Annotated in this window: 18 protein-coding genes; 11 read left to right on the forward strand and 7 right to left on the reverse strand. The window is 52.1% G+C overall.

Annotation, left to right across the window (positions count from 1 at the left end; all coding sequences use genetic code 11):
* Positions 1-47 precede the first annotated feature (47 nt).
* From putP to JYB63_RS00635, 3 genes are all read left to right on the forward strand, one after another.
* Positions 48-1,514, forward strand: a complete 1,467-nt coding sequence (putP, locus tag JYB63_RS00625; protein ID WP_205655809.1) for a sodium/proline symporter PutP — start codon at positions 48-50, stop codon at positions 1,512-1,514.
* A 171-nt stretch (positions 1,515-1,685) separates the two neighbouring features.
* A complete protein-coding gene (gene putA, locus JYB63_RS00630; RefSeq protein WP_205655810.1) occupies positions 1,686-5,297 on the forward strand; it encodes a bifunctional proline dehydrogenase/L-glutamate gamma-semialdehyde dehydrogenase PutA in 3,612 nt (1,203 codons plus the stop codon).
* A gap of 366 nt (positions 5,298-5,663) precedes the next feature.
* The gene (locus JYB63_RS00635) at positions 5,664-5,891 is read left to right on the forward strand and encodes a DUF1127 domain-containing protein (RefSeq protein WP_205655811.1); all 228 of its coding nucleotides are present in this window, start codon (positions 5,664-5,666) and stop codon (positions 5,889-5,891) included.
* Between the two features lie 112 nt (positions 5,892-6,003).
* Here JYB63_RS00635 and csiR read toward each other — a convergent pair whose 3' ends face one another.
* Positions 6,004-6,687: a DNA-binding transcriptional regulator CsiR gene (gene csiR, locus JYB63_RS00640; protein WP_205655812.1), complete on the reverse strand. Its 684-nt coding sequence runs from the start codon at positions 6,685-6,687 to the stop codon at positions 6,004-6,006.
* Positions 6,688-6,842: 155 nt separating this feature from the next.
* Here csiR and glaH point away from each other — a divergent pair, with 155 nt between their 5' ends.
* The 3 genes from glaH (at position 6,843) to JYB63_RS00655 (ending at position 9,628) form a co-directional block, all read left to right on the forward strand.
* Positions 6,843-7,796 carry a glutarate dioxygenase GlaH gene (glaH, locus tag JYB63_RS00645; RefSeq protein WP_205655813.1) on the forward strand — a complete coding sequence of 318 codons (954 nt, stop codon included), beginning with the start codon at positions 6,843-6,845 and terminating at the stop codon, positions 7,794-7,796.
* 25 nt (positions 7,797-7,821) lie between these two features.
* Positions 7,822-9,045, forward strand: coding sequence for an L-2-hydroxyglutarate dehydrogenase (gene lhgD / locus JYB63_RS00650; protein WP_205655814.1), 1,224 nt, complete (start codon positions 7,822-7,824; stop codon positions 9,043-9,045).
* 76 nt (positions 9,046-9,121) lie between these two features.
* The gene (locus JYB63_RS00655) at positions 9,122-9,628 is read left to right on the forward strand and encodes an invasion associated locus B family protein (RefSeq protein WP_205655815.1); all 507 of its coding nucleotides are present in this window, start codon (positions 9,122-9,124) and stop codon (positions 9,626-9,628) included.
* A 2-nt stretch (positions 9,629-9,630) separates the two neighbouring features.
* On the opposite strand, the gene JYB63_RS00660 is transcribed toward JYB63_RS00655, so the two are convergent.
* The gene (locus JYB63_RS00660; RefSeq protein WP_205655816.1) at positions 9,631-9,945 is read right to left on the reverse strand and encodes a hypothetical protein; all 315 of its coding nucleotides are present in this window, start codon (positions 9,943-9,945) and stop codon (positions 9,631-9,633) included.
* Between the two features lie 288 nt (positions 9,946-10,233).
* Between JYB63_RS00660 and JYB63_RS00665 the strand changes: the two genes are divergently transcribed.
* The 3 genes from JYB63_RS00665 to JYB63_RS00675 all read left to right on the forward strand — a co-directional run bounded on the left by JYB63_RS00665 (position 10,234) and on the right by JYB63_RS00675 (position 15,855).
* Entirely contained in the window at positions 10,234-10,929 is a 696-nt protein-coding gene (locus JYB63_RS00665; RefSeq protein WP_205655817.1) for a M48 family metallopeptidase, read from the forward strand.
* A 200-nt stretch (positions 10,930-11,129) separates the two neighbouring features.
* The gene (locus tag JYB63_RS00670) at positions 11,130-12,779 is read left to right on the forward strand and encodes a methyl-accepting chemotaxis protein (RefSeq protein ID WP_243431766.1); all 1,650 of its coding nucleotides are present in this window, start codon (positions 11,130-11,132) and stop codon (positions 12,777-12,779) included.
* A 241-nt stretch (positions 12,780-13,020) separates the two neighbouring features.
* Positions 13,021-15,855 carry a bifunctional diguanylate cyclase/phosphodiesterase gene (locus JYB63_RS00675; RefSeq protein WP_205655819.1) on the forward strand — a complete coding sequence of 945 codons (2,835 nt, stop codon included), beginning with the start codon at positions 13,021-13,023 and terminating at the stop codon, positions 15,853-15,855.
* Between the two features lie 87 nt (positions 15,856-15,942).
* On the opposite strand, the gene JYB63_RS00680 is transcribed toward JYB63_RS00675, so the two are convergent.
* Positions 15,943-17,673: a DEAD/DEAH box helicase gene (locus JYB63_RS00680; protein ID WP_205655820.1), complete on the reverse strand. Its 1,731-nt coding sequence runs from the start codon at positions 17,671-17,673 to the stop codon at positions 15,943-15,945.
* Between the two features lie 190 nt (positions 17,674-17,863).
* On the opposite strand from JYB63_RS00680, the gene JYB63_RS00685 reads away from it, so the two are divergent.
* Positions 17,864-18,175, forward strand: coding sequence for an MGMT family protein (locus tag JYB63_RS00685; protein ID WP_205655821.1), 312 nt, complete (start codon positions 17,864-17,866; stop codon positions 18,173-18,175).
* 28 nt (positions 18,176-18,203) lie between these two features.
* Here the strand turns inward: JYB63_RS00685 and JYB63_RS00690 are convergent, their stop codons facing one another.
* The 4 genes from JYB63_RS00690 to purM are packed head-to-tail and all read right to left on the reverse strand — an operon-like array spanning position 18,204 to position 20,966.
* The gene (locus tag JYB63_RS00690) at positions 18,204-18,467 is read right to left on the reverse strand and encodes a YfcL family protein (protein WP_205655822.1); all 264 of its coding nucleotides are present in this window, start codon (positions 18,465-18,467) and stop codon (positions 18,204-18,206) included.
* A gap of 46 nt (positions 18,468-18,513) precedes the next feature.
* Positions 18,514-19,239 carry a DUF3108 domain-containing protein gene (locus JYB63_RS00695; protein WP_205655823.1) on the reverse strand — a complete coding sequence of 242 codons (726 nt, stop codon included), beginning with the start codon at positions 19,237-19,239 and terminating at the stop codon, positions 18,514-18,516.
* Positions 19,240-19,241: 2 nt separating this feature from the next.
* The gene (gene purN / locus JYB63_RS00700; protein WP_205655824.1) at positions 19,242-19,907 is read right to left on the reverse strand and encodes a phosphoribosylglycinamide formyltransferase; all 666 of its coding nucleotides are present in this window, start codon (positions 19,905-19,907) and stop codon (positions 19,242-19,244) included.
* 3 nt (positions 19,908-19,910) lie between these two features.
* Positions 19,911-20,966 (reverse strand): phosphoribosylformylglycinamidine cyclo-ligase, encoded by a 1,056-nt coding sequence (gene purM, locus JYB63_RS00705; protein WP_205655825.1) that lies wholly within the window; start codon positions 20,964-20,966, stop codon positions 19,911-19,913.
* A 168-nt stretch (positions 20,967-21,134) separates the two neighbouring features.
* Here purM and JYB63_RS00710 point away from each other — a divergent pair, with 168 nt between their 5' ends.
* Positions 21,135-22,205, forward strand: a complete 1,071-nt coding sequence (locus tag JYB63_RS00710; protein ID WP_205655826.1) for a DUF2066 domain-containing protein — start codon at positions 21,135-21,137, stop codon at positions 22,203-22,205.
* The last annotated feature ends 13 nt before the right edge of the window (positions 22,206-22,218 follow it).

Below are 22,218 nucleotides of genomic sequence, written 5' to 3' on the forward strand. Positions count from 1 at the left end.
ATTTGTCATATTAATAAGCAGTATTAAGAATAATAACGAGGGCAAATATGCTGGCAGTGGCATATGCAGTGTACCTGGCGCTATTGGTGCTGATTGGCTATCTGGCGTTCCGGCGTAACGAAGATCTGTCGGACTATCTTCTGGGTGGCCGGAGCCTGGGTGCCTGGTCCTGCGGGTTAAGTGCCGGCGCCAGTGATATGGGCGCCTGGCTGGTATTGAGTTTGCCCGGGCTGGCGATGACCACCGGGTTCCATGTGCTCTGGCTGGTAGCAGGTTTGCTGGTGGGCATGTGGCTCAACTGGGTGTTTGTGGCTCGCCGCTTGCGGGTTTACTCTGAACTGGCAGGGGATACCCTGACGATTCCCGCGTATCTTGATAATCGCTTTGAAGATAACAGCCGGCTGATCCGGCTGATTGCCGCGATATTTATTCTTGGCTTTATGTTGCTCTATACCAGCGCAGGTTTGCTGGCGGTAGGGCAATTGCTGGCCGCTGTTTTTGGCTGGGATTCACGTATTGCGATCATCATTGCCGGACTGGTGGTTGCTTCATATGCGCTGTTGGGTGGATTTCTGGCGGTGTCATGGAGCGATGTTTTTCAGGCATTGCTGGTACTGGCTGCCTTGCTGGCGGTGCCGCTGACACTGATCGAAGATCCGGATCATCTGGCAGCAAGTTTCAGCGCCCTGCAGGCGGCTAATCCTGCTATGGTGGATATGTTCAGTAATCCTGAAGGGCAGGCGATTTCAGCGATTGGTATCATTTCCCTGACGGTGTGGGGGCTTGGGTATTTTGGTCAGCCTCATGTGCTGGCGCGCTTTCAGGCGATCTCTTCAAAAAACAAAATCATCTGGGCACGATATATTGCTGTGAGCTGGGCAGCACTGGTAATGGTAGGCGCCTGTCTGACCGGTTTGCTGGCCCTGATTACCTTGCCGGATACATTTACGGATTCTGACGGAGTGCTGACAGCGATGCTGAATGCACTGTTCAGCCCCTGGGTGGCCGCTTTGCTGTCACTGGCGGTATTGGCAGCCATTATGAGCAGTGTGGATTCTCAGTTAATGGTGGCGGCATCGACCGTTGCTGAGGACTGTAATGCCCTGTTTTTTGACCGTGAGGCCGAAGACGGCCTGAGTGCTGATATTGGCCGCTTTGCGGTATTGCTGCTAGTAGCAATGGCCGTCTGGCTGGCGATCGATAAACAGGCGGATATTCTTGAATATGTTGCCTATGCCTGGGCCGGGCTGGGGGCTACTTTCGGGCCGGTGATGTTGCTGTCTCTTTACTGGCCGCTGATGAACCGTGTCGGGGCTGTCGCCGGGATGCTGGCCGGGGGGATTACGGTTGTGGTCTGGCGGCAGATGGAAGGTGGCTGGTTTGAGCTGTATGAATTGCTGCCGGGAATCGTAGCAGCGACGCTGGCTGCGGTTATGATGAGTAAGTTGTTTGGTCCCCCCAGTAAGTCGGTACGCTGGATGTTTGCTAAAGTTCAGGTAAAGCTGCGGGACTGATAGAAACAGATCGTTTTTTAAGTTATTCCTATATTTGGTCTTTAAAATTAGTTTTTGTCTTCTCTTTAGCTTTGAAGTTAGATGTAAGATGGTGCTTATCTTTATAATTTAGAGAAAGCGTCTTTCGTGTTGCAGCTAGAATGATTGCATAATAATTTTAGAGGTGACCCTATGCATCCGCGTATTCAATCTTGCCGCGAAGCTATCCGTGAACATTACCTGGCTGATGAGGCCGGGGTGATTTCAGACCTTATTGCCAATGCCCGTCTGACTGCCGGTGACCGTGAGGTTATTTCCCGTAATGCTGCTGATCTGGTGCGTAAGGTGCGTACCGAGAGCAGCCCGTCAATGATGGAAAAGTTTCTCGCGGAATACGGCCTGACCACTAAAGAAGGTGTTGCCCTGATGTGTCTGGCAGAAGCACTGCTGCGGGTGCCGGATACTGTCACGATTGATGCGCTGATTGAAGATAAGGTTGCGACCGGTAACTGGCGCGAGCATCTGGGTCATTCTAATTCCTCTTTGGTGAATACTTCTACCTGGGCGTTACTGGTTACCGGCAAGCTGCTGGCACCCAGTGAAAGCCGTTCACTGGGGCAGACCGTCAAGGGAATGGTTAAGCGTTTAGGTGAGCCTCTGGTCCGGACTGCAGTTGCACAGGCAATGAAAGAACTGGGGCGTCAGTTTGTGCTGGGCCGGGATATTCAGGAAGCCACCCGCCGGGCGGCGAAGCTGGAAGCTCAGGGCTACTCTTATTCTTACGATATGCTGGGCGAAGCTGCCCGTACCGATGCCGATGCGCTGCGTTACCACCGTGCATACAGCGATGCTATCAGCGCGCTTGCACAGGCATGCGTACATGATGATATTCGCATGAATCCTGGCATTTCAGTGAAGCTGTCGGCCTTACATCCCCGTTATGAGTTCGCCAAGCGCGAACGGGTGATGGAAGAGCTGGTTGAACGTACACTGAGTCTGGCTGTTCAGGCCAAAGAAGCCAACATGGGCTTTAACATTGATGCTGAAGAAGCGGACCGTCTGGATCTGTCGCTGGATGTTATCTACGCCGTGCTGGCCCGTCCTGAGCTGAAAGGCTGGAGTGGCTTTGGTGTAGTGGTACAGGCATTTGGCCAGCGGGCATCCTTTGTGCTGGACTGGCTGTATAACTGCGCCGAAGAACTGGACCGTAAGATTATGGTGCGTCTGGTGAAAGGTGCTTACTGGGATGCTGAAATCAAGCGGGCTCAGGTATTGGGCCTGGATGGCTTTCCGGTCTTTACCCGTAAGCTGAACTCTGATGTTTCCTACATGTGCTGTGCAGAAAAGCTGCTGGGCATGACCGACCGGATTTACCCACAGTTCGCCACCCATAATGCTCACTCAGTGGCGGCAATCCTGCACCTTGCCCGGGATATCTCTAACGATCAGTTTGAGTTCCAGCGGCTTCACGGCATGGGTGAGTCTCTGCATGACACTGTTCTGAAAAGCCAAAATACCCGTTGCCGGATTTATGCACCGGTAGGCGCACACCAGGATCTGCTGGCCTATCTGGTTCGCCGCTTGCTGGAGAACGGTGCCAACAGTTCTTTTGTGAATCAGATCGTTGATACCCGGATTCAGCCGGAAGACATTGCGGCGGACCCTTTTACAGCGGTTGCTGCGCTGGAAGGAAAAATTGCCAGCCAGACCATTTCTAAACCTGCAGATATTTACGGTGCAGAGCGCAAGAATGCAATGGGTTGGGATATCACAGATCCGTTGGTGGTAGCTGCACTGGATGAACAGCGTGCCGCTTTTAAACAGCACCAGTGGAGCGCCGGACCGATGATTGCTGGCGCTGAAGCTGCCGGTAATGCGGCGGCCGTTATGAATCCTGCACTGGAAGCAGATCAGGTGGGTACTGTTATCAGTGCAACTTCTGAAGATGTGCAGCAGGCAATTGCTGCTGCCCGTGAAGGTTTCAGTGAGTGGTCGGCTTTTTCTGCTCAGGAACGTGCCGCAGTACTGAATAAGATTGCAGATGTGTATGAAGCGAATGCGGCTGAGTTTTTCGCACTGGTTTGCCGGGAAGCCGGTAAGACCATGCTGGATGCCGTTGGTGAGGTCCGTGAAGCGGTCGACTTTGCCCGTTTTTATGCGAACGAAGCGATCCGTATCGGTGATCAGCAGCCTGGCCGCGGTGTGCTGACCTGTATTTCGCCGTGGAACTTCCCGTTAGCCATTTTCTCCGGTCAGGTGCTGGCCTGTCTGGCGGCAGGTAATGCGGTGCTGGCTAAGCCGGCGGATCAGACGCCGCTGATTGCAGCCCGGGCGGTTGAATTGATGCGTCAGGCTGGCGTACCGGCGGCAGCTTTACAGCTGTTGCCTGGCAGTGGCCTGGAAGTGGGTGTACCGCTGACATCTGACAGTCGGATCGACGGTGTTTGCTTTACCGGTTCAACTGCAACTGCTCAGTCCATTAACCGTATGATGGCGAAAACCATGTCACCTGAAGCGCCGCTGGTTGCTGAGACCGGTGGCCTGAATGCCATGATTGTGGATTCAACGGCGCTGCCAGAACAGGTGGTGCGTGACGTACTGATTTCCTCATTCCAGAGTGCCGGTCAGCGCTGTTCTGCATTGCGGGTTCTGTATCTGCAGGAAGACATCGCTGAAGAGCTGTTAGAAATGCTCTATGGCGCAATGGATGAGCTGACACTGGCTGATCCGTGGGAGCTATCTTCGGATATCGGACCGGTGATTGATCTGGCTGCAAAGCAGAAGATCGATGCTCATTGTCAGGCATTTGCGGATCAGGGCCGTGTACTTAAGCGTCTGCCAGTACCATCTGAAGGACGTTTTGTTGCACCCACTGTTATCCGTCTGGATTCGATTGCTGAATTGCCGGAAGAAATCTTCGGGCCGGTGCTGCACGTGGTTACCTTCAATGCAGAACAGCTGGATGCAGTGGTTGATGAAATTAATGCTCAGGGTTATGGCCTGACGTTCGGCCTGCACACCCGGGTGAATAACCGTGTCGAGCAGGTGGTCAGCCGTATTCAGGCAGGCAATATGTATGTTAACCGTAACCAGATCGGTGCGGTGGTCGGTTCACAGCCATTCGGCGGTGAAGGTATGTCCGGCACCGGGCCTAAAGCCGGTGGGCCGCAATATGTACAGCGTTTTAAGCAGGTAGCGCAGTATACCGGTGTTGCTGAACAGTCGGTTGAAACGGTTTCGGCTCAGACGCTTCAGGCCATGATAACAGACGTTAAGCAGCTGCCTGCTGTAGTCCCTTCAGCTGATCAGCTGGCAGCCCTTGCTGATGTGTGTCAGCTACCGTTGCCTGAACTGGACGCTGAACACAATATGCCGGGGCCGACCGGTGAACTTAATTTGCTGACCAACCATGCCCGTGGTGTGGTGCTGTGTCTGGGACCGGATCTGGCTAGCCTGCGTGAGCAGTTACTGATGGCGCTGTCGCAGGGGAATGCGGCCATTGCTGTGGCCGCCGGTGCTGCTCAGTTGGTAGACAGTCTGCCGGAAGGTTTTGCTGTGAAAGGTATTAATGGCAGTCTGGATGACGTTGCCCTGATCGGCTGTGAAGGGTTTGCCGCGGTTGCCAGTCAGGCGAAGCCGGCTAAGTTGCAGGCATACCGTCAGGCGCTGGCTGAGCGCAGCGGTGCGTTACTGCCGCTGCTGACTGAACCGGGTGCCGTGGAACGTTACGTGATTGAGCGTCATTTGTGTGTTGATACAACAGCAGCGGGGGGGAATGCCAGCCTTATCGCTCAGGTCGAATAAGGCGGATATTGCTGTTGCCAAGCCCTCCCTGTGAGGGCTTTTTTGTGTCTGTTTAATAAAGTTACTTGATCTGTTGTACAAAAGAGATTTAAATGTCTGCTGCTGACATCCGTTCAGCAGTTTCTTTTTTGTTTATTTTGAATTGGAATCCGGCCGCAATGAAAATGCAACGTTGCTTTAACGTCATTTCATACCGACAAGTCAACCGCCACATTATGTGGAATCCGGTTGCGTGTCTGCGTGCCTGTACTCTGATTACTGAATAAATCATTTTACAGTTGCCGCGGGACATGAAGCGGCGCTGTAAAACCTTTCTTAAAGATTTTCCTGCTTTTGCTTTTTGTCTCCGGCTAAAAGGAGATAGTCATGTTGTTAATTACTGTTCTGGCCGGTATTACCGAAAAAGTTAACGGGTTTTTCTCTGCGCGTATTAATGCCCAGCGCCTGGAATACCTTGATGATCACTTGTTGCGTGATATTGGTCTGGCCCGTGAGTTTGGCCGTATCGTTAGCTACGATTTCCGTGATGATGAATTAAGTAAGTCCTACGCGGAGAAGGTACCGGAAGATGATCTCAAGGGCGGTGGCGGCTGAAGCCAGCTGTCGGCAAAGGAGTTTGCCGGCAGGGTAAATACTCAGGGGCGGGTTGATCCTGCCCCTGTAGCAGGCGGTCTTTTATCCGCCAGGGTGTGGCCGTCTGTGACGGCTACACTGTTTTATCCGGGATTATCTGACTTGCCAGCAATGCTTTGCTGGGGCTTAGCAAGTGATGCTCAATAAGTTGGCACGCGGTGTCTCGGTCACGCTTCAGCAGTGCATCTGTAAGCAGGTCGTGTTCTTTGCGGTTGGCGTCAAAGAAATCAGTCTGCTGCATATTGTCAGTCAGCCACAGGTTACGGTAACGGGAGGCTTTCTCGTACAGTGAGCGTCTGACAGCCAGAAGTGTGGGGGAGTTACAGCCAGCAACGATCGCACTGTGAAACTCATGGTGACGGCGTTCCCATTCCTGCGGATCCGCTTCCATAGCGGAACTGAACTTATGCATTTTATGGGCAGCAGCAAGAATGCTGGCTTCCCATTCATCGTCACCCTGGTCAACAGCCAGGCCAACACATAATGCTTCGATCCGGGCCCTGGTCTGATAGATGTCCAGCATTTCTTCTTTGCTGATGGGATGTACCCGGAAGCCACGCTGATTCTCAACCACCACCAGTTGTTCGATTAAAAGCTGCGAAAGGGCTTCTCTGAGGGGGCTTACCCCAACGTTATAGCGCGCTTTCAGGCGTGCCATTGCCAGTTTTTCCCCGGGGGCAAAGAAACCCTGCAAAATATCCTTTTTCAGGTCGCCAACTACACGACCGGCACTGTTGTCTTTGTTATCACTTTGCATGCTGTCTGATCACTGAAAATGTCAGACTGAAGTTTACGGGATGTATGGCGTGAATCAAATATATTAATCGTAAATGTTGACGCAAACTAAAAATGTCGACATTATTGTGATTCGTCGACAAAAATAATGTCAGTTTTGCTACCGGAGGAAAGAGTATGAATGCCGTACTGCCAGATATGATCACTACGCAGGAGTGTTGCGGGTTTACCACCAAACCGTTTGCGGATAATCCGCGACTGCAGGTTGTCACTTTACAGGCTGATGTAATGCAGCGATTTGCGGAAGGATCGGAGCACTGGCCATTACAGGCACTTGAATACAAACCTTTCCTGCGTTTTGCAATCGCGGACTTTCTGGATGAGCTGACTGAAAACAGCCTGGCTCTACTGCTGAATGCCATCATGCGCAGCCGGGATACCGGTGCTTTCCTGCTGAATTATGCTGCGCCTGTTGAAGGGCTGGATGCTGAGCAGGCAACCGAGCTGGATATTAAACTGTCCACGGCGGTGTCACACCTGATCGGCGTGCCGAACCATGACGCGATGTATGGTAAGTTTTATGCCCGTTTCACGGTAAAGAATACTGATAACTCAGACAGTTACCTGCGTCAGGCCCACCGGCGGATGGAGTTGCATAATGATGGTACCTATGTGGATGAGCGGACGGACTTTGTGCTGATGCAAAAGCTGGCTGAAGTCAACATGGAAGGGGGAGATTCCCTGTTACTGCATGTGGATGAGTGGCAGGAGCTGGAAAAGTTCTATCATCACCCGCTGGCCAAACAGGATATTCTCTGGGGGGCGCCAAAGTCCAAGAACGTCAGCACAAAGGTTCAGCATCCGGTATTCTTCGAAGAGGATGCGCAGGGTAAACCGCATATGTTATTTATCGATCAGTTTGCAGAACCGCAGAATATGGCGCAGGGGCGCTATCTCTATGAAATGGGCGAGTCGCTGGAAGCTGATCCGAATTTTGTCAGAGTGCCGTTGCCGGTTGGTTCAATGCTGGTTGTGCAGAATCATTGCTGGCTGCACGGCCGGGATAAGTTTGTCGCCCATCCGGAGCTGAGTCGCGAGTTGCTGCGCCAGCGTGGCCATTTTTACCAGTAACGGCGTGTTATATACAGAGAAACAGATGAAATACGATTACATTGTTATCGGCGGCGGAATCGTCGGCGTATCCACTGCCTGGCAACTGCAGCAGCGCTTTCCTGATAAGCAAATAGTGTTGCTGGAAAAAGAAGCGGCGTATTCACAGCATCAGACCGGTCATAACAGCGGTGTGATTCATGCCGGGGTCTATTATGCCCCCGGCAGCCTGAAAGCAAAGTTCTGCAAAGCAGGTGTGGCCGCGACACTGGCGTTCTGTCGGGAGAATGATATTCCTTTTCAGCAGTGTGGCAAGTTACTGGTTGCCACCACACCGCTGGAAGTGGAGCGGATGCAGGTGCTGTACAAGCGTTGCCATGACAATGGTATTGATGTGCAACTGCTTGATGCTGCTCAGTTAAAAGCTGAGGAGCCGAATATCGTCGGTCTCGGCGCTATTCTGGTGAATGATACGGCAATTGTTGATTATCGCCTAGTCACAACCCGTATGGCTGAGCGGTTTCAGGCGTTGGGCGGGCACATCCGTTTATCCCATGAGGTCGTTGCTCTGGAAGAAACTTCTGAATATGTCAGGGCGACCGCAAAGTATAACGGGCAGCGTGTGACTTTTGACGGTGAGTTTCTGATTGCCTGCTCAGGTCTGATGGCAGACCGGACTACCCGAATGCTGGGGATTGAAACGGATTTTCAGATCATTCCGTTCCGTGGTGAGTATTATCAGTTACCGGAAAAATATAATGATGTGGTTAAACATCTGATTTACCCGATTCCTGATCCGGATTTGCCGTTTCTCGGGGTGCATCTGACCCGGATGATTGATGGCACAGTCACAGTCGGGCCAAATGCCGTACAGGGGTGGAAGCGTGAAGGTTACGGCCGGTTCAATTTCAGCTTCCGGGACGTTGCAGATATGGTTCGCTTCGGAGGTTTCTGGCGGGTACTTAAAAAGCATTTCCGCACCGGTCTGGTGGAAACGAAAAATTCTCTGTGGAAACCCGGCTATCTTAAATTGGTGCAGAAGTATTGCCCGCAAATCCGCGTAGAAGATTTGCAGCCTTATCCGGCAGGTATCCGCGCTCAGGCAGTGATGTCCAACGGTGATCTGGTGCATGACTTCCTGTTTGCAGGCAGTCCGCGCAGTCTCCATGTGTGTAATGCGCCGTCTCCGGCGGCAACGTCTGCAATCCCGATCGGGGATTACATCTGTGAGCAGGTTTTATCCCGACAGTCTTCTGGCGGGCATGAATAAAACCTGCCATACATACCGGTTTGTGTTTGAATAAGGCTACAATAGGAGTATCTGAATAACTTACCAGGGTGGTGTGATGCTTAGATCAGGTTGGACGCAAATGTTGCTGTTGGCGGTAAGTCTGGGGCTGGTGTTGTCAGCTGTGACGGTTCGGGCAGGTGAGATTGACGGAAAAACGTTCAGGGACTGGCGGGGGCAGTGTGAGACTGCTCCGGATGGCCGGGAGTATTGTTATATCCTCCAGCGTCTGCAGCGGGTTGATAATGAACGAACGCTAATGATCACCCAGGTTGGTTATCATCTGGAAACAAAAGAAGCGCTGGTGATGTTCCATTTACCACCGGTGCTGGACCCAAAAGAAATGTTGCTGTTTAAAACCGATGATAATACAGCCATCAGCGTTGGCTACAGTTGTGATTCACAGCGGTGCCGTGGCGATATGGTTCTGGATGATCGTCTGTTGTCAGAGTTGAAAAAAGGACGGCAGGGAGTGGTTGCTTTTGTTCATAGTGATAATGGCAAACAGGTTTTGTTTCCACTGTCTCTGATGGGGTTTACGGCAGGTTTTAAGTCTCTGCAGTAGGCTTACTCTTCTGTCCAGATAACCCGTAGTGGCTCGCCGAAATCATCATAAATGACTTTCTTGCGGTTGCGGGGGCGGCGTACGGTTGCCGGTGCCTGTTTCTGAGAGCGTCGGGCGTCCATCGTAGCCATTACGCTTGTTAACGGCGTGCGTTCCTGACGGGGCTCCGTGAAATTAAAATTGCGGGTGTTATATGCGCCGTCAATCAGCCCGGATGCACCACTGTTTACTTCACTCACCACACCGCCCTGGCTAAGGAATGCCTGGGTATGCTGTGCAAGCTGCGCACGTATTTCGGCTTTTGTCGGTCGCTTCATGACTGTCTCACAGGGTGTACTTATTCTGAAGGTATTACATAACTGGCTAATTATGCACCAGCTACCGGGCTGACTGCAAAGATCTGTTACCCGGTTTGTGGCTCAAAAGCAGCTCTTTGGTCGGGGTGTGTCACTGAAGTTCGCAGTTACCCTTTGTTTTTGCTCATGAAGCTTTGTGGCGAATCGCAGAGCTTGCCGGTAAAAGTTTTTCCGTAAATATGTGGTGCCTGTTGGAAAAGAGGTACAATTTCCTGCCATTATTATCAGCGGTTAGCGGAGACAGGCGGTTTGGATTATCAGTTGCGGCGCAGCAACCGACGCAAGACAGTGGAGATACAGGTTCGCCCGGAAGGGGTGCGTGTGCTTGCGCCTCAGCATATCAGCCAGCGCTGGATTGACAATTTTGTGGCATCTCGCCGGGTTTGGATTGAAACACGTCATGCCGAACTGCAGCGTCAGCTGCAGCTGATTGAAGCGCATAAGGCTGAAATAACTGAGGCCAGCCAGGTTTTATACCGGGGCAGCGCTTATCCTCTTAAGGTTTTGTCTGATGCAGATCAAAGCCAGGTCTGCTTTTCGGACGGTGTGGTGACCATTCAGATCTCCCGCCGTGTTCGTAAGAGTAAGGAAGAAGCCTGCCGGCAGTTACTTGAAACGTGGCTCAGGCAGCAGGCTGTCGCGATTTTCGAAGAAAGAGTCGCTGAATGGTCGGGCCGTATGGCACTTTTTCCTGCATCAATCAAGGTAAAAAGCTTTCGACGAAAGTGGGGTTGTTGCGATTCAAGGGCTGAAGTACGGTTTAACTGGCTGCTGATTATGGCCCCGGATGAAGTGCTTAATTACGTGGTAATTCACGAGTTGGCTCACTTAAAGCATATGAATCATTCCGCTGCATTCTGGATACTGGTGTCCCGGTACTGTCCGGATTATAAGCGCTGGCAAAACTGGCTGAAGCAACAGGGCGCTACGCTGGTTCTGCCCTGAAAATACCGGCTCAGCAGCGAGAGCTGTCATGATCAGTGAACATTCCATGGTCTGTTTGTGAACTGATATCTATGAATCTGTATGATGCTGTTGAACGAAACTGCTTTTTCACGCTTACCCGAAAGATTATCGGAAACGTCCTTTTTCTGATCTCTCCCGCCGTTCTGCTTTGTCTGTTCGTTGTCTATTATATGGCCGGGATGCAGCAGCAGACGCTACCTGCCGAGGCCCGGGTTCTACTGGATGAAATGTTGCTGGTGATCTGGGGGGTTGTGGGTTTTACAGTATTTGTTGCGGTGTTTTCGGTCTTTTTTATGCGCCACCTCTTTCTTCGTCCGATTAAGGAAATGATTGTGGTGCTCAGCGCTATCCGTAATCAGGATGGTGATATTTCTGCCCGCTTACCGGCATTTACCCATGATGAAATTTCCCAGATGGCCAGTGATTACAATGGTTTCTCGGACAGCCTTAAGCGGATTATTTCCAATACTCGGCATAAGAGCGTCAATGTTGCACTGAGTGCAACCCGGTTGCAGCAGGTGTTGCTGTCAGCCTATGAAGCGACCAGTATTCAGCAGGCTCAGGCGCAGCAGGTGCTGGAGGCGAGTGCTGAGTCAACCGCGGCAATCGATGAGGTGGCGAAGAATACGCTGAATATTTCTGAGTTTACGGCAACCAATCTGGAGGAGATACGTCAGTCTTCGGCGGAGCTGACCGGCGTGCTTGATCAGGTGCACAGCATCACTGAGCTTTCACAGGGGTTTCAGTCCACCTTGCAACAGCTGAGTGCCAGTTCGAATAATATTACTGAAATCCTGGTGATGGTTAAACAGTTTTCTGAGCAGACTAACCTGCTGGCACTGAATGCTTCTATTGAGGCTGCCCGGGCGGGTGAGGCCGGACGGGGATTTGCAGTCGTTGCTGATGAAGTAAGAGGGCTTTCCCTGCAGGTTAATCAGGCAACTGATGCAATTGACGAGAATATTTCGCAGATGGCCCGGCTGATGGGGCAGACCCAGAAAGGGGCGGAAGATATTCTTGAAAATATTGAGCATGCTGAGAGTTTTATCGGCAATACCAACCAGCATTTTCAGCGTCTGGTGAATGATTTTGAAGAGGTGAATGGTCAGCTCGGTAATATCAGCAACAGCCTGGATCAGCTGTCTCACGTCAACCGGGATGCCCATGAGAATGTGGAAAAAATTGCTGAGGTCAGCTGCGATATCCGCGAAGGCATGGAGTCTTCAAGGGTGTATTCAGGGGATCTGGAATCTGCCACAGAAGATACTCAGGAACTGCTTTCGCGATTTAAAATCGGTTATGGCAGCTTTGAAACCATCATTGATGCCGGTAAGCGCTGGAGTCATGATTTGCAAACCGCGCTGGAAGCGATGGCTGATGAAGGGCTGAATGTATTTGATCAGCAGTATCAGCGGCTTAATAAAGGTCAGGAGCCGGCTAAGTTTGATCTGAGTTACACCGATATCTACGAAAAACGGCTTCAGCCTGTCATGGATGGTTTTCTTGAAGAGTTGCCGGATGTTATCTACGCCATCGGCGTAAATAGCCAGGGATATGCGCCGGCACATCATGCGAAGGTTTCCAAACCGCTGACCGGTAATTTTGAGACGGATAATCTGCAGAGTCGTCACCGCCGTATTTTCTTTGCCTCCCGGGCTGAACAGCGCCGGGCAACCCATGATTCCAATTTCCTGTTACAGACGTTCATCCGGGATACCGGTGAAGTACTGAACGACTTATCGTTCCCTGTGTATGTGAAGGGTAAGCGATGGGGCAGTCTTATTATGGGCTTCAATGCTGAGCTGCTACTGGATGAGACCGGGGACTGATTCCATATTTTAGGCAGCAAATCACCGCTTCAGGCTAACAGGCTGATAATTTTGAGCTATGGTTGTTTATTGTAACCTTCGTGTTACAGAAATGGATTTCTGCATGGCAATGCAAAGCATGCAGACCGGGCTCAAGGTTGTATGTTCTCTGTGGGATGTTTAATAACTGTCTTTCAGTTTGCTGGCAGCCGGGCTGCTTTCCTGGTGCTCAGGGGCAGTCCTATGACTACGGGCGGTGGGTATGGCAGTAGTGTGGCGGCTTATATGGATAATGCTTTGTTTTGGAATGCTCAGTCAGCAGGCTGCGCTGGGGCATGTTCCGGATACTGCCGGGCCGGAGCAACTGGTCACATTCCTGCTCAATCAGCCAGAATCCTCCCAGGTTATTAATCCGTCTCCTTCCTGGCATATTCACTGGGAAGCGCTGAGCGGTTATCTTTTAATTTTTGCAGGCCTTACCGGGTTTGTTTTTCTTCTCGTTTTACTCTGGAATACCCGTCTCAGAAGGGAGGTCAGCCGTCGCCGTCAGACGGAAGCTGCACTGCGTGAAAGTGAGCAGAATTTACTGCATTCCCAGCGGATAGCGGCAATTGGCTCGTGGCAGCTTTCGGTGACTGACCGGGTGATGACCTGCAGTGATGAAATGCACCGGATACTGGGAGTAGAGCCTGCTGATGCCGGAGATTGTTATAAGCAGTTTCTGAATACCATTCATTGTGACGACCGGCTGCGGGTCGAAAACTACTTTTATACTACTTTGCGTTATCAGAATGAGCTGGACTGTCAGTTCCGGGTAACCGGTGATGATGGGGCAGTACGCTATGTGAAATGCCAGGGTAAAGTAACCGCCGAAACGGTGCACGGTACCCTTCAGGATATTACTGAGCGGCATTTATCAGATTTGTTCTTCCAAGGGTTTGCCCGTCAGGTAACCGGGCATCATGGCACGGATTATTTTAATGCGCTGGCCGGTTTGCTGGCGGAAACATTTAACGTGGCTTATGTACTGATTGGTGTCATCAGTAAAACCGAGCCCGGGCGGGTAGACAGTTTATGTCTCATTGCTAAGGGGAAGATTGTTAAAGACTTTTACTATTATCTGGCGGACACTCCCTGTCAGAAGGTAATAGAAAATCATGTCTGTTTTTATGCCAGGGATCTGTTATTACATTTTCCTGATGTTGAAGTCTTGCAGCAGATGGAAGTGGAAAGCTACGCAGGCATTCCGATGTTCAGTTCGGAAGGTACATGCAGCGGTCTGATAGTGATGCTGGATCAGAAACCTATGCTCAACGAGCAGGCTGTTCTTTCGCTGTTGCAGGTGGCGGCCAGCCGGGCCAGTTCTGAGTTGCAGGAACTGGAAGCAGAGCGGCAGCTGAAGCTTACATCTCTGGTGTTTGAAAATACCCAGGAAGGCATCATCATTGCGGATGCCAATGGTTGTATTATCCGGGTGAACAGAGCGTTTACCCGGATGTCAGGCTTTTCAGAATCCGATGTGCTGGAAAAGCGTCCGGAGTTTCTCTACAGCCGGGCCCATCATGATCATCACTTTGTTTTTCATTTACGCCAGGTGCTGAATAAGCAGGGGCGCTGGCAGGGGGAATTATGGAATCAGCGTAAAGACGGTTCTGTTTTTCCAGCGCTGCAGAGCATTGAGCGAATCTGTGACAACAGTGGCAAGGTGCAGCATTACATCAGTGTTTTTACAGATATCACGGAAAAGAAAGCTGATGAGGAGCGGATTCAGTATCTGGCCCATTTTGATGCTGTGACCGGGCTGCCAAACCGGGTGTTGTTCAATGACCGGTTACAGCAGTCAATTCAGCGGGCCAGGCGTTTTAAGCGTCAGGTAGGCCTGATGTTTCTTGACCTCGATCGCTTTAAATATATTAACGATACCCTGGGGCATCCTGTTGGAGACTTACTGCTGGAGCTGGTGGCCAAGCGCCTGCAGGACAGCATTCGCCAGTCTGATACGGTAGCAAGGCTCGGCGGTGATGAGTTTGTTGTGATTGTGGAAGATCTGGATGGGCAGGACACCCTGCGAGTGCTTGCCGGGAAAATCATGAAGTCCCTTTCTTTACCGGTTCAGCTTGAGTCCCACCGGGTCAATGTGCATTGCAGTATTGGTATGAGCGTTTTTCCTGAACATGGCAATGATGCGGACCAGTTGGTTAAACATGCCGATATCGCTATGTACCATGCCAAAGAATCCGGGCGGAATCAGGCAGTGCTGTACCTACCGGAGCTGAGTGTCCGGACCTATGCGAACTATTCACTGGAGCGTAGCCTGCGTCATGCGATTGATACTGCCCAGCTGCGTTTGCATTACCAGCCGCAGGTGCGGCTCTCCAGTGGCAGGCTGGACAGTATCGAAGCGCTGGTCCGCTGGCAAAAAGAAGACGGGCAACTGGTTGAACCGGACCAGTTTATCCCCCTGGCGGAGGACAGCGGTCTTATTGTTCCGCTGGGTAAGTGGGTATTGCAACAGGCGTGCAGGCAAATGAAATGCTGGCTCGATCAGGGGCTGACGATGCGTGTGGCTGTGAATATTTCCGGTTTGCAGATAATCAACAGTAACTGGCCCGGAACGGTTAAGGATGTGCTTGAAGAAACCGGTTTACCGGCCCGGCATCTGGAACTGGAAATTACGGAAAGCTACGTGATTCAGCATCTTGATCAGGTGGCTGAGGTTCTGGAACAACTGCGTGAGCTGGGGATTCGCATCAGTATTGATGATTTCGGTACCGGGTATTCTTCGTTGAGTTATCTCAAACGGCTGCCGGTTGACGCGCTGAAGGTTGACCGCTCCTTCATCCGGGATGTGCCGAAGAGTCCGAGTGATGGCAAAATTATTTCAGCGATCATCGCGATGGCGGCACAGCTGGGGCTGGAGGTAGTGGCTGAAGGGGTTGAGAATGCTGCTCAGCTCAGTTTTCTGTCACAGCGGGACTGTGATCTGGTGCAGGGATATCTGATCGCATCACCTCAGTCTGCAAGTGAACTGAATGAATGGATTGTGCGCCATTACCGGCAGGAATCTGAACCTGCCGGAAGGTTGCTGGTGAAGTAGTTTCAGTCTGTGCTTAAAAGATAAGTTTTAAGACAAATTTAGAAGGCAAAAAAAGCCCTGCATGTGCAGGGCTTTTTAATATTTATCTTACTCGCCGCGGTCGTCACGACGGCGCGGGCGGCTCTTGTCGTGATGACGTGGCTTGTTACCTGAGCGAGGCTTGCGTGGTGCGCGCGCAGGCAGTTCGCCTTCGAAAAGTGTGATATTGGTTTTCTTACGGCAGATGTAAACATTCTGCAGATGCTTCAACGTTTCAGCAGGCATGCCTTTTGGCAGCTGAACAGTACTGAAGTCATCGTTCAGGCGGATATCACCGATGTGGCGGCTGTTGATGTCCGCTTCATTAGCAATAGCGCCGACAATGTTCTTCACCTGTACACCGTCATTGCGGCCTACATCCAGACGGTATACGTCCATATCGGCGCTTGGCATGCGCTCACGACGCTTTCCGTCACGTTCAGGACGGTCACCGCGCTCACGGCGAGGGCGTGGTTCCGGCTCAGGCGGCAGGATCAGTGGTTTTTCTTTTTGTGCCATGTACAGCAGGGCAGAGGCCAGGTCCAGTGTTTCCAGTTCAGTATCAGACGCCAGCTGATCAACCAGCTCACGGTAAACCGACATGTCTTCATTGCTGAAGATGTTGGCAATCTGTTCACGGAATGATTCCAGACGCTTGTTCTGGACCATATCGCGGGATGGCAGATCCATAGTCTGAATTGGCTGGCGGGTAGCCCGTTCAATCTGCTTCAGCAGGCGGCGCTCGCGAGGAGCAACGAACAGAATCGCTTTACCTTCACGGCCCGCACGGCCAGTACGGCCAATACGGTGTACGTAAGCTTCGGTGTCGTAAGGGATGTCGTAGTTAACAACCAGACCAACACGTTCAACGTCCAGACCACGGGCAGCAACATCAGTGGCAACCAGGATGTCCAGCTTGGCGTCTTTCAGGCGTTGTACAGTACGTTCACGTAACTGTTGGTTCATGTCGCCGTTCAGGGCAGCAGCAGCGTAACCGCGGGCTTCTAGTTTCTCTGCCAGTTCGGTGGTGGCTGTCTTGGTACGGGCGAAGATGATAACGCCGCCGTACTCATCGGTTTCAAGAATCCGCGCCAGCGCGTCCAGCTTGTTCACCCCGGAAACAATCCAGCACTTCTGCTCGATGTTTTCCATGGTAGTGGTTTTGGAAGCAATTTTAACTTCCTGAGGGTCGTTCATGTAGCGCTTGGTAATGCGGCGGATCTGTTCCGGCATGGTTGCTGAGAACAGCGCTGTCTGACGGCCTTCCGGTGTTTTCGCCATGATGGTTTCAACATCATCGATGAAGCCCATGCGCAGCATTTCGTCGGCTTCATCCAGAACCATGGCTTTCAGGGTGTCCAGTTTCAGGGTGCCACGGTCAAGGTGGTCCATGATACGTCCCGGCGTACCTACAACAACGTGTGGGCCACGGCGCAGCTGCTTGAGCTGGATGTTGTAGTTCTGACCGCCGTAAATTGGCAGTACGTGGAATCCCGGAATGTGGCGGGCATACGCCTGGAATGCTTCTGCAACCTGTACAGCCAGTTCGCGGGTAGGTGCCAGCACCAGTACCTGAGGCTTGCTGACGGATAAGTCGATACGGCTCAGCAGCGGCAGTGCAAAAGCAGCGGTTTTACCTGTCCCCGTTTGCGCCATACCCAGTACGTCCTTGCCGGACTGTAACAGCGGGATACAGCTGGCTTGAATCGGAGACGGCGTTTCGTAACCGAGTTCGGTAATAGATTTAAGGACGGCAGCAGGTAGATCAAGATCGCTAAAGGCGACTGGGGTATCGGACATATCAGGTAACACCGGGGGAGTTTTCGAAAGAGGCAGTATTATACGCATGAAAGTAAATAAAAGCCCGTACTATTTATGATTATTATAGGTTTTTCGCAGCCTCCGGGGAATTTTGGCAGCACAGTGTTGTCGTGATTGTGTGCCGCTCAGTATGATGCGGGTTAAAAATGTGGCAGATCGGATAAGAAGAATGGCTGTAAATGAAATGCATCAGCGTATCTGGCAGGTACTGGGACAGATTCCGCCGGGAAAAGTAGTCACCTATGGTCAGGTGGCTGAGCTGGCCGGGCTGGCCGGTAAGTCCAGAATGGTTGGCCGTTGTCTGGGGCAGTTGCCGGAAGGTTCCCGTCTGCCCTGGCACCGGGTCATTAATGCCCAGGGAAAAATTTCTCTGCCGGTGGGCAGTGAAGGATACGACCGTCAGGTAGGCCGTTTACAGGAAGAGGGGGTGGTGGTGCTGAATGGCAGGGTGAAGCTGTCTGAGTTTCGCTGGCAGCCCTGATACAGCTCCGGGCCACCTGCGTGCTGGTTTAGCCAGCGGTATTCAGTTGCTGCCAGACGCTGAGAATATCGGCTTTATCTTCGTCTTCCAGATAATCAACCTTAAAAGCGTCTTCCAGGCTTTGTTCAACACTGCTGATAAACTCTTCTGAGGTGTTGCCTTCTGCGCTGCTGATCAGGCTGATGTGGCCTAGCAGGTAGCTGTAGGTAAACAGCTGTTCGCTGCTGGCATTGGCTTCCATGTTCAGCAGTTGCTGATACACAGTTTCGGCGTAAGTATGGTAATCGGTCATAGTTGTAACGGATGTCGTTTACGTTAAATGGGCTGGCTGGTCCGGATTATTTTAGTTCTTTTAGAACCAGAGAATATTGTTTGCCGTCCTTTTCGCTTTGCAGCAACTTAACTAACTGATAGTTAAGTTCAGGCGCGAACCAGATCCAGGTTTGCCGTTTGCTGTTTGTGCCACGGTCACGGCGCAGCTTTACGGCTTTGAACGTGCCAAGTTCCGTAGTGATGTCTTCCTCACCTTCACGTACAAAACGGTAGGTCTTCAGCTTGCCGTCGTCCGCAACTTTGTATTCAAGTGCTTCCCGCCCGTTGATCAGGTCGAGGCGTAGCTGCAGCTGATAGCTGAGCTTATCCAGTGCGCCGGTAGGAACGTCCAGTTGCCAGGGGTCATCTGTGATCTGGCTGTTGGCCTGATGGTTTTGCCAGTCAAAGCTCAGCGCTTCACGGGTCTTTTTGCCCAGCACTTTGCGCTGGTAGCTGTAGCTGCGGGGTTCGACACCTTCAGGGCTGAAGCGAAGCTTGCTGCTTTCGCTCAGGCTGGCGACCATGGCGCTGGCATCCAGGCTCAGTTGCCAGCCATTGTCCAATCGTTGCAGTTGCCGCACGGCTTCTCCGTTGAGTGAAAAGCCTAAATCCCATTCAGAGGCATAGACGGCCTTGTAAGGCTCAACCTGTACACCGGCGCTCTGAGCTGCTGAAACGGGTAACAGCAACAGGCACAGTGCGGCTGTCTGTCTGGCGGTTTTCTGGAAGGTGTGGCGAATGCTCAGAGGCATATTTACTCCGTGAACTGATAACCCTGGCTGTCCAGACTGGAGCCGTCGAGCTGAACCTGTCCTGAAACAAGCTGCAGGCGGTCATTACAGAACCATTCAACAGCCAGTGGGTAAATCTTATGTTCCTGAGTGTGAACCCGCTGTTGCAGGCTATCGGCAGTGTCGTCCGGCAGAATGTCCACGGCAGCCTGAACGGCCAGTGGTCCGCCATCCAGTTCTTCTGTGACAAAGTGTACGGTACAGCCATGACGGGCTTCACCGTCTTCAATGGCGCGCTGATGGGTATTCAGGCCTTTGTACTTAGGCAGCAGAGAAGGGTGGATATTCAGCATCCGGTCGGAATAGCGGTTTACGAATTCCGGGGTGAATATACGCATGAAGCCGGCCAGAATAACCAGATCCGGTGAATGACTGTCGATTTCGGCAATCAGTGCCTGATCGAAGCTGTCACGGTCGCTGTAGTCAGTATGGCGGATGACGCAGCCAGGAATATCGGCCTGACGGGCCCGTTCGAGACCGTAGGCGTCATCCTTATTGCTGATGACCATTTCGATTTTGCCGTTAATGCGTCCGGCATTAACGGCATCAATGATGGCTTGCAGGTTAGAACCGCTGCCCGAGATCAGGACAACGATTCGTTTTGCTGCAGCCGGCACAGGGCTTGTCATGTATTATGCTTCCACGCCCAGCAGTTCTACCTGTTCTTCATTGGCGTCTGCCGCTGCAATGTGACCGATAACCCATGGGCTTTCACCGGCATCCTGCAGAATCTGCAGTGCAGAGTCTGCCTGATCAGCAGGTACAACGACAACCATGCCTACACCGCAGTTCAGGGTGCGGTACATTTCGCGGTTTTCAACGTTGCCCAGCTGCTGAATCCAGCGGAAGACTTCAGGCATGTTCCATGACTGGGTGTCAATCACGGCTTTAGCGCTTTCAGGCAGAACGCGCGGAATGTTTTCCAGCAGGCCGCCACCGGTGATGTGAGACAGGGCATTGACCTGGCTCTTCTTGATCAGTTCCAGTAATGGCTTCACATAAATGCGGGTTGGTTCCAGCAGGGCTTCGGTCAGTGGCTTACCGTCCACTTCACCGCTCAGGTCAGCGCCGCGAACTTCGATGATCTTACGGATCAGTGAGTAGCCGTTTGAATGCGGGCCTGAAGATGGCAGACCAATGATGGCATCGCCGATGCTTACTTTAGAACCGTCGATGATTTCAGATTTTTCAACCACACCGGTGCAGAAACCGGCCAGATCGTAGTCTTCACCTTCGTACATGCCTGGCATTTCTGCGGTTTCACCGCCAACCAGTGCCGCACCGGCCAGTTCACAGCCTTTGCCGATACCGGCAACCACGTCAGCTGCTATGTCTATGTTCAGCTTGCCAGTGGCATAGTAGTCCAGGAAGAACAGGGGTTCAGCACCGGCAACAACCAGATCGTTAACACACATGGCTACCAGATCGATACCGATGGTGTCATGTTTGTTCAGATCCATCGCCAGACGCAGTTTGGTGCCAACACCGTCAGTGCCGGAAACCAGTACTGGCTGTTTGTAGCCAGCAGGGATTTCACACAGGGCTCCGAAGCCGCCCAGGCCACCCATTACTTCAGGTCGGGCTGTGCGTTTTGCAACGCCCTTAATGCGGTCAACCAGGGCGTTACCTGCGTCGATATCAACGCCGGCATCTTTGTAGCTGATAGAGGTATTGTCAGTGGTAGACATAGTGTGTGAAAACCCATTCTAGGAGGTTACTGAAAAAATGTGGCGGTATTCTATCAGGTTGCTTTAAGGGGAGCTATGTGTGGTAGAGTTTGAAGCCTGTTTTTTTGGTACTTATTTTTAATCGTTATCTGCCGGGCGCGGGCGTCAGGTTAAGGATGAATTTTGTTCATGAAAGGTTTTTTTAGCAGTACCGTACTTACTTTATTGCTGTTGGCGGGCAGTCTCGTGCAGGCTGCGGTCGTCGATAATCTTTACCGTTCGGAGTTGCTGGTGCCTGAGCAGTTGGCTCAGCCAACCGATGCACAGCTGAGTAAAGCGCTTCAGGGCGTGCTGGTTAAAGTCTCCGGGCGCAGTCAGGTAGCGGGGAATGCACGGATCAGCGAAGCCTTGCAGACACCGGCTGCGTATTTACAGGGGTTCTCTTATGAGTCGACCCAGACTCCTGTAGCAGCAGGAGATGGCCGGGAAGTGCTGGGGCTGCGGTTACAGCTGACATTTGATGAGCAGGCGATCAGCCGGTTACTGAACGAGGCCGGTTTATCCGCAGCTGGTTCCGGGCGGCCGGGAGTATTGGTATGGCTGGTAGCAGAAGGTCCGGAACGTCCCCGGGATTTTGTGGCTGCAGAAAGCGAGATTGTTACGGAGCTGCAGGGCCTTGCGCAGTTGCGGGCTTTACCTGTGATGCTGCCATTGCTTGATCTTGATGACCAGCAGGCAGTTACGCCAGGTGATATCTGGGGAGCATTTCAGGAGCCTGTGACCCGGGCCTCAGCCCGTTACCGTGCTGATGCGGTTTTAGTCGGACGGTTGCAGCGTCAGGCCAGTGGGGCCTGGCAAACCCGCTGGCAACTGACGTATCAGGAGCGAAACCATAATCTGGCTCCGGCAGGTAATCTTGGAGAACAACTGAAGACTGTGGTGGATTCCGTTGCTGATCAGTTGTTAGGTAAAACAGCCGTGGTTGAGAATACTTATGTTGAAGAGGGCATCGTGCTGGAGATCAGTAAGCTTGATTCAATTGATGACTACTTGCAGTTACTGACATATATGCGTGAACTGCAGCCCGTTGAAAAGGTCTTACCTGCTCAGCTGGAAAATGACCGCGTAACCCTGCGGGTGAAAGTGCAGGGTGGCGTACCGGCACTTGTTGAAGCTATCCGGCTGAATCCCCGTATGCAGTCTGATTCTGTTCTGCCCTCTGCGCAGGCGGCAGGGCCGCTGTATTATCGCTGGCAGTAACCGATTGTTGATA

Origin of the sequence: Aliamphritea spongicola (genome assembly GCF_017051665.1) — a bacterium.
In the GTDB taxonomy this organism is placed as follows: Bacteria; Pseudomonadota; Gammaproteobacteria; order Pseudomonadales; family Balneatricaceae; genus Amphritea; species Amphritea spongicola.

Coding starts and splice junctions, on each gene's coding strand:
- purM (WP_205655825.1), bottom strand. CDS start 20,966: ATGTCTACCACTGACAATACCTCTATCAGCTACAAAGATGCCGGCGTT.
- JYB63_RS00685 (WP_205655821.1), top strand. CDS start 17,864: ATGGCTGTAAATGAAATGCATCAGCGTATCTGGCAGGTACTGGGACAG.
- JYB63_RS00660 (WP_205655816.1), bottom strand. CDS start 9,945: ATGAAGCGACCGACAAAAGCCGAAATACGTGCGCAGCTTGCACAGCAT.
- JYB63_RS00635 (WP_205655811.1), top strand. CDS start 5,664: ATGTTGTTAATTACTGTTCTGGCCGGTATTACCGAAAAAGTTAACGGG.
- JYB63_RS00655 (WP_205655815.1), top strand. CDS start 9,122: ATGCTTAGATCAGGTTGGACGCAAATGTTGCTGTTGGCGGTAAGTCTG.
- csiR (WP_205655812.1), bottom strand. CDS start 6,687: ATGCAAAGTGATAACAAAGACAACAGTGCCGGTCGTGTAGTTGGCGAC.
- purN (WP_205655824.1), bottom strand. CDS start 19,907: ATGACAAGCCCTGTGCCGGCTGCAGCAAAACGAATCGTTGTCCTGATC.
- putP (WP_205655809.1), top strand. CDS start 48: ATGCTGGCAGTGGCATATGCAGTGTACCTGGCGCTATTGGTGCTGATT.
- JYB63_RS00710 (WP_205655826.1), top strand. CDS start 21,135: ATGAAAGGTTTTTTTAGCAGTACCGTACTTACTTTATTGCTGTTGGCG.
- JYB63_RS00680 (WP_205655820.1), bottom strand. CDS start 17,673: ATGTCCGATACCCCAGTCGCCTTTAGCGATCTTGATCTACCTGCTGCC.
- lhgD (WP_205655814.1), top strand. CDS start 7,822: ATGAAATACGATTACATTGTTATCGGCGGCGGAATCGTCGGCGTATCC.
- glaH (WP_205655813.1), top strand. CDS start 6,843: ATGAATGCCGTACTGCCAGATATGATCACTACGCAGGAGTGTTGCGGG.
- JYB63_RS00695 (WP_205655823.1), bottom strand. CDS start 19,239: ATGCCTCTGAGCATTCGCCACACCTTCCAGAAAACCGCCAGACAGACA.
- putA (WP_205655810.1), top strand. CDS start 1,686: ATGCATCCGCGTATTCAATCTTGCCGCGAAGCTATCCGTGAACATTAC.
- JYB63_RS00670 (WP_243431766.1), top strand. CDS start 11,130: ATGCAGCAGCAGACGCTACCTGCCGAGGCCCGGGTTCTACTGGATGAA.
- JYB63_RS00675 (WP_205655819.1), top strand. CDS start 13,021: ATGGCAGTAGTGTGGCGGCTTATATGGATAATGCTTTGTTTTGGAATG.
- JYB63_RS00690 (WP_205655822.1), bottom strand. CDS start 18,467: ATGACCGATTACCATACTTACGCCGAAACTGTGTATCAGCAACTGCTG.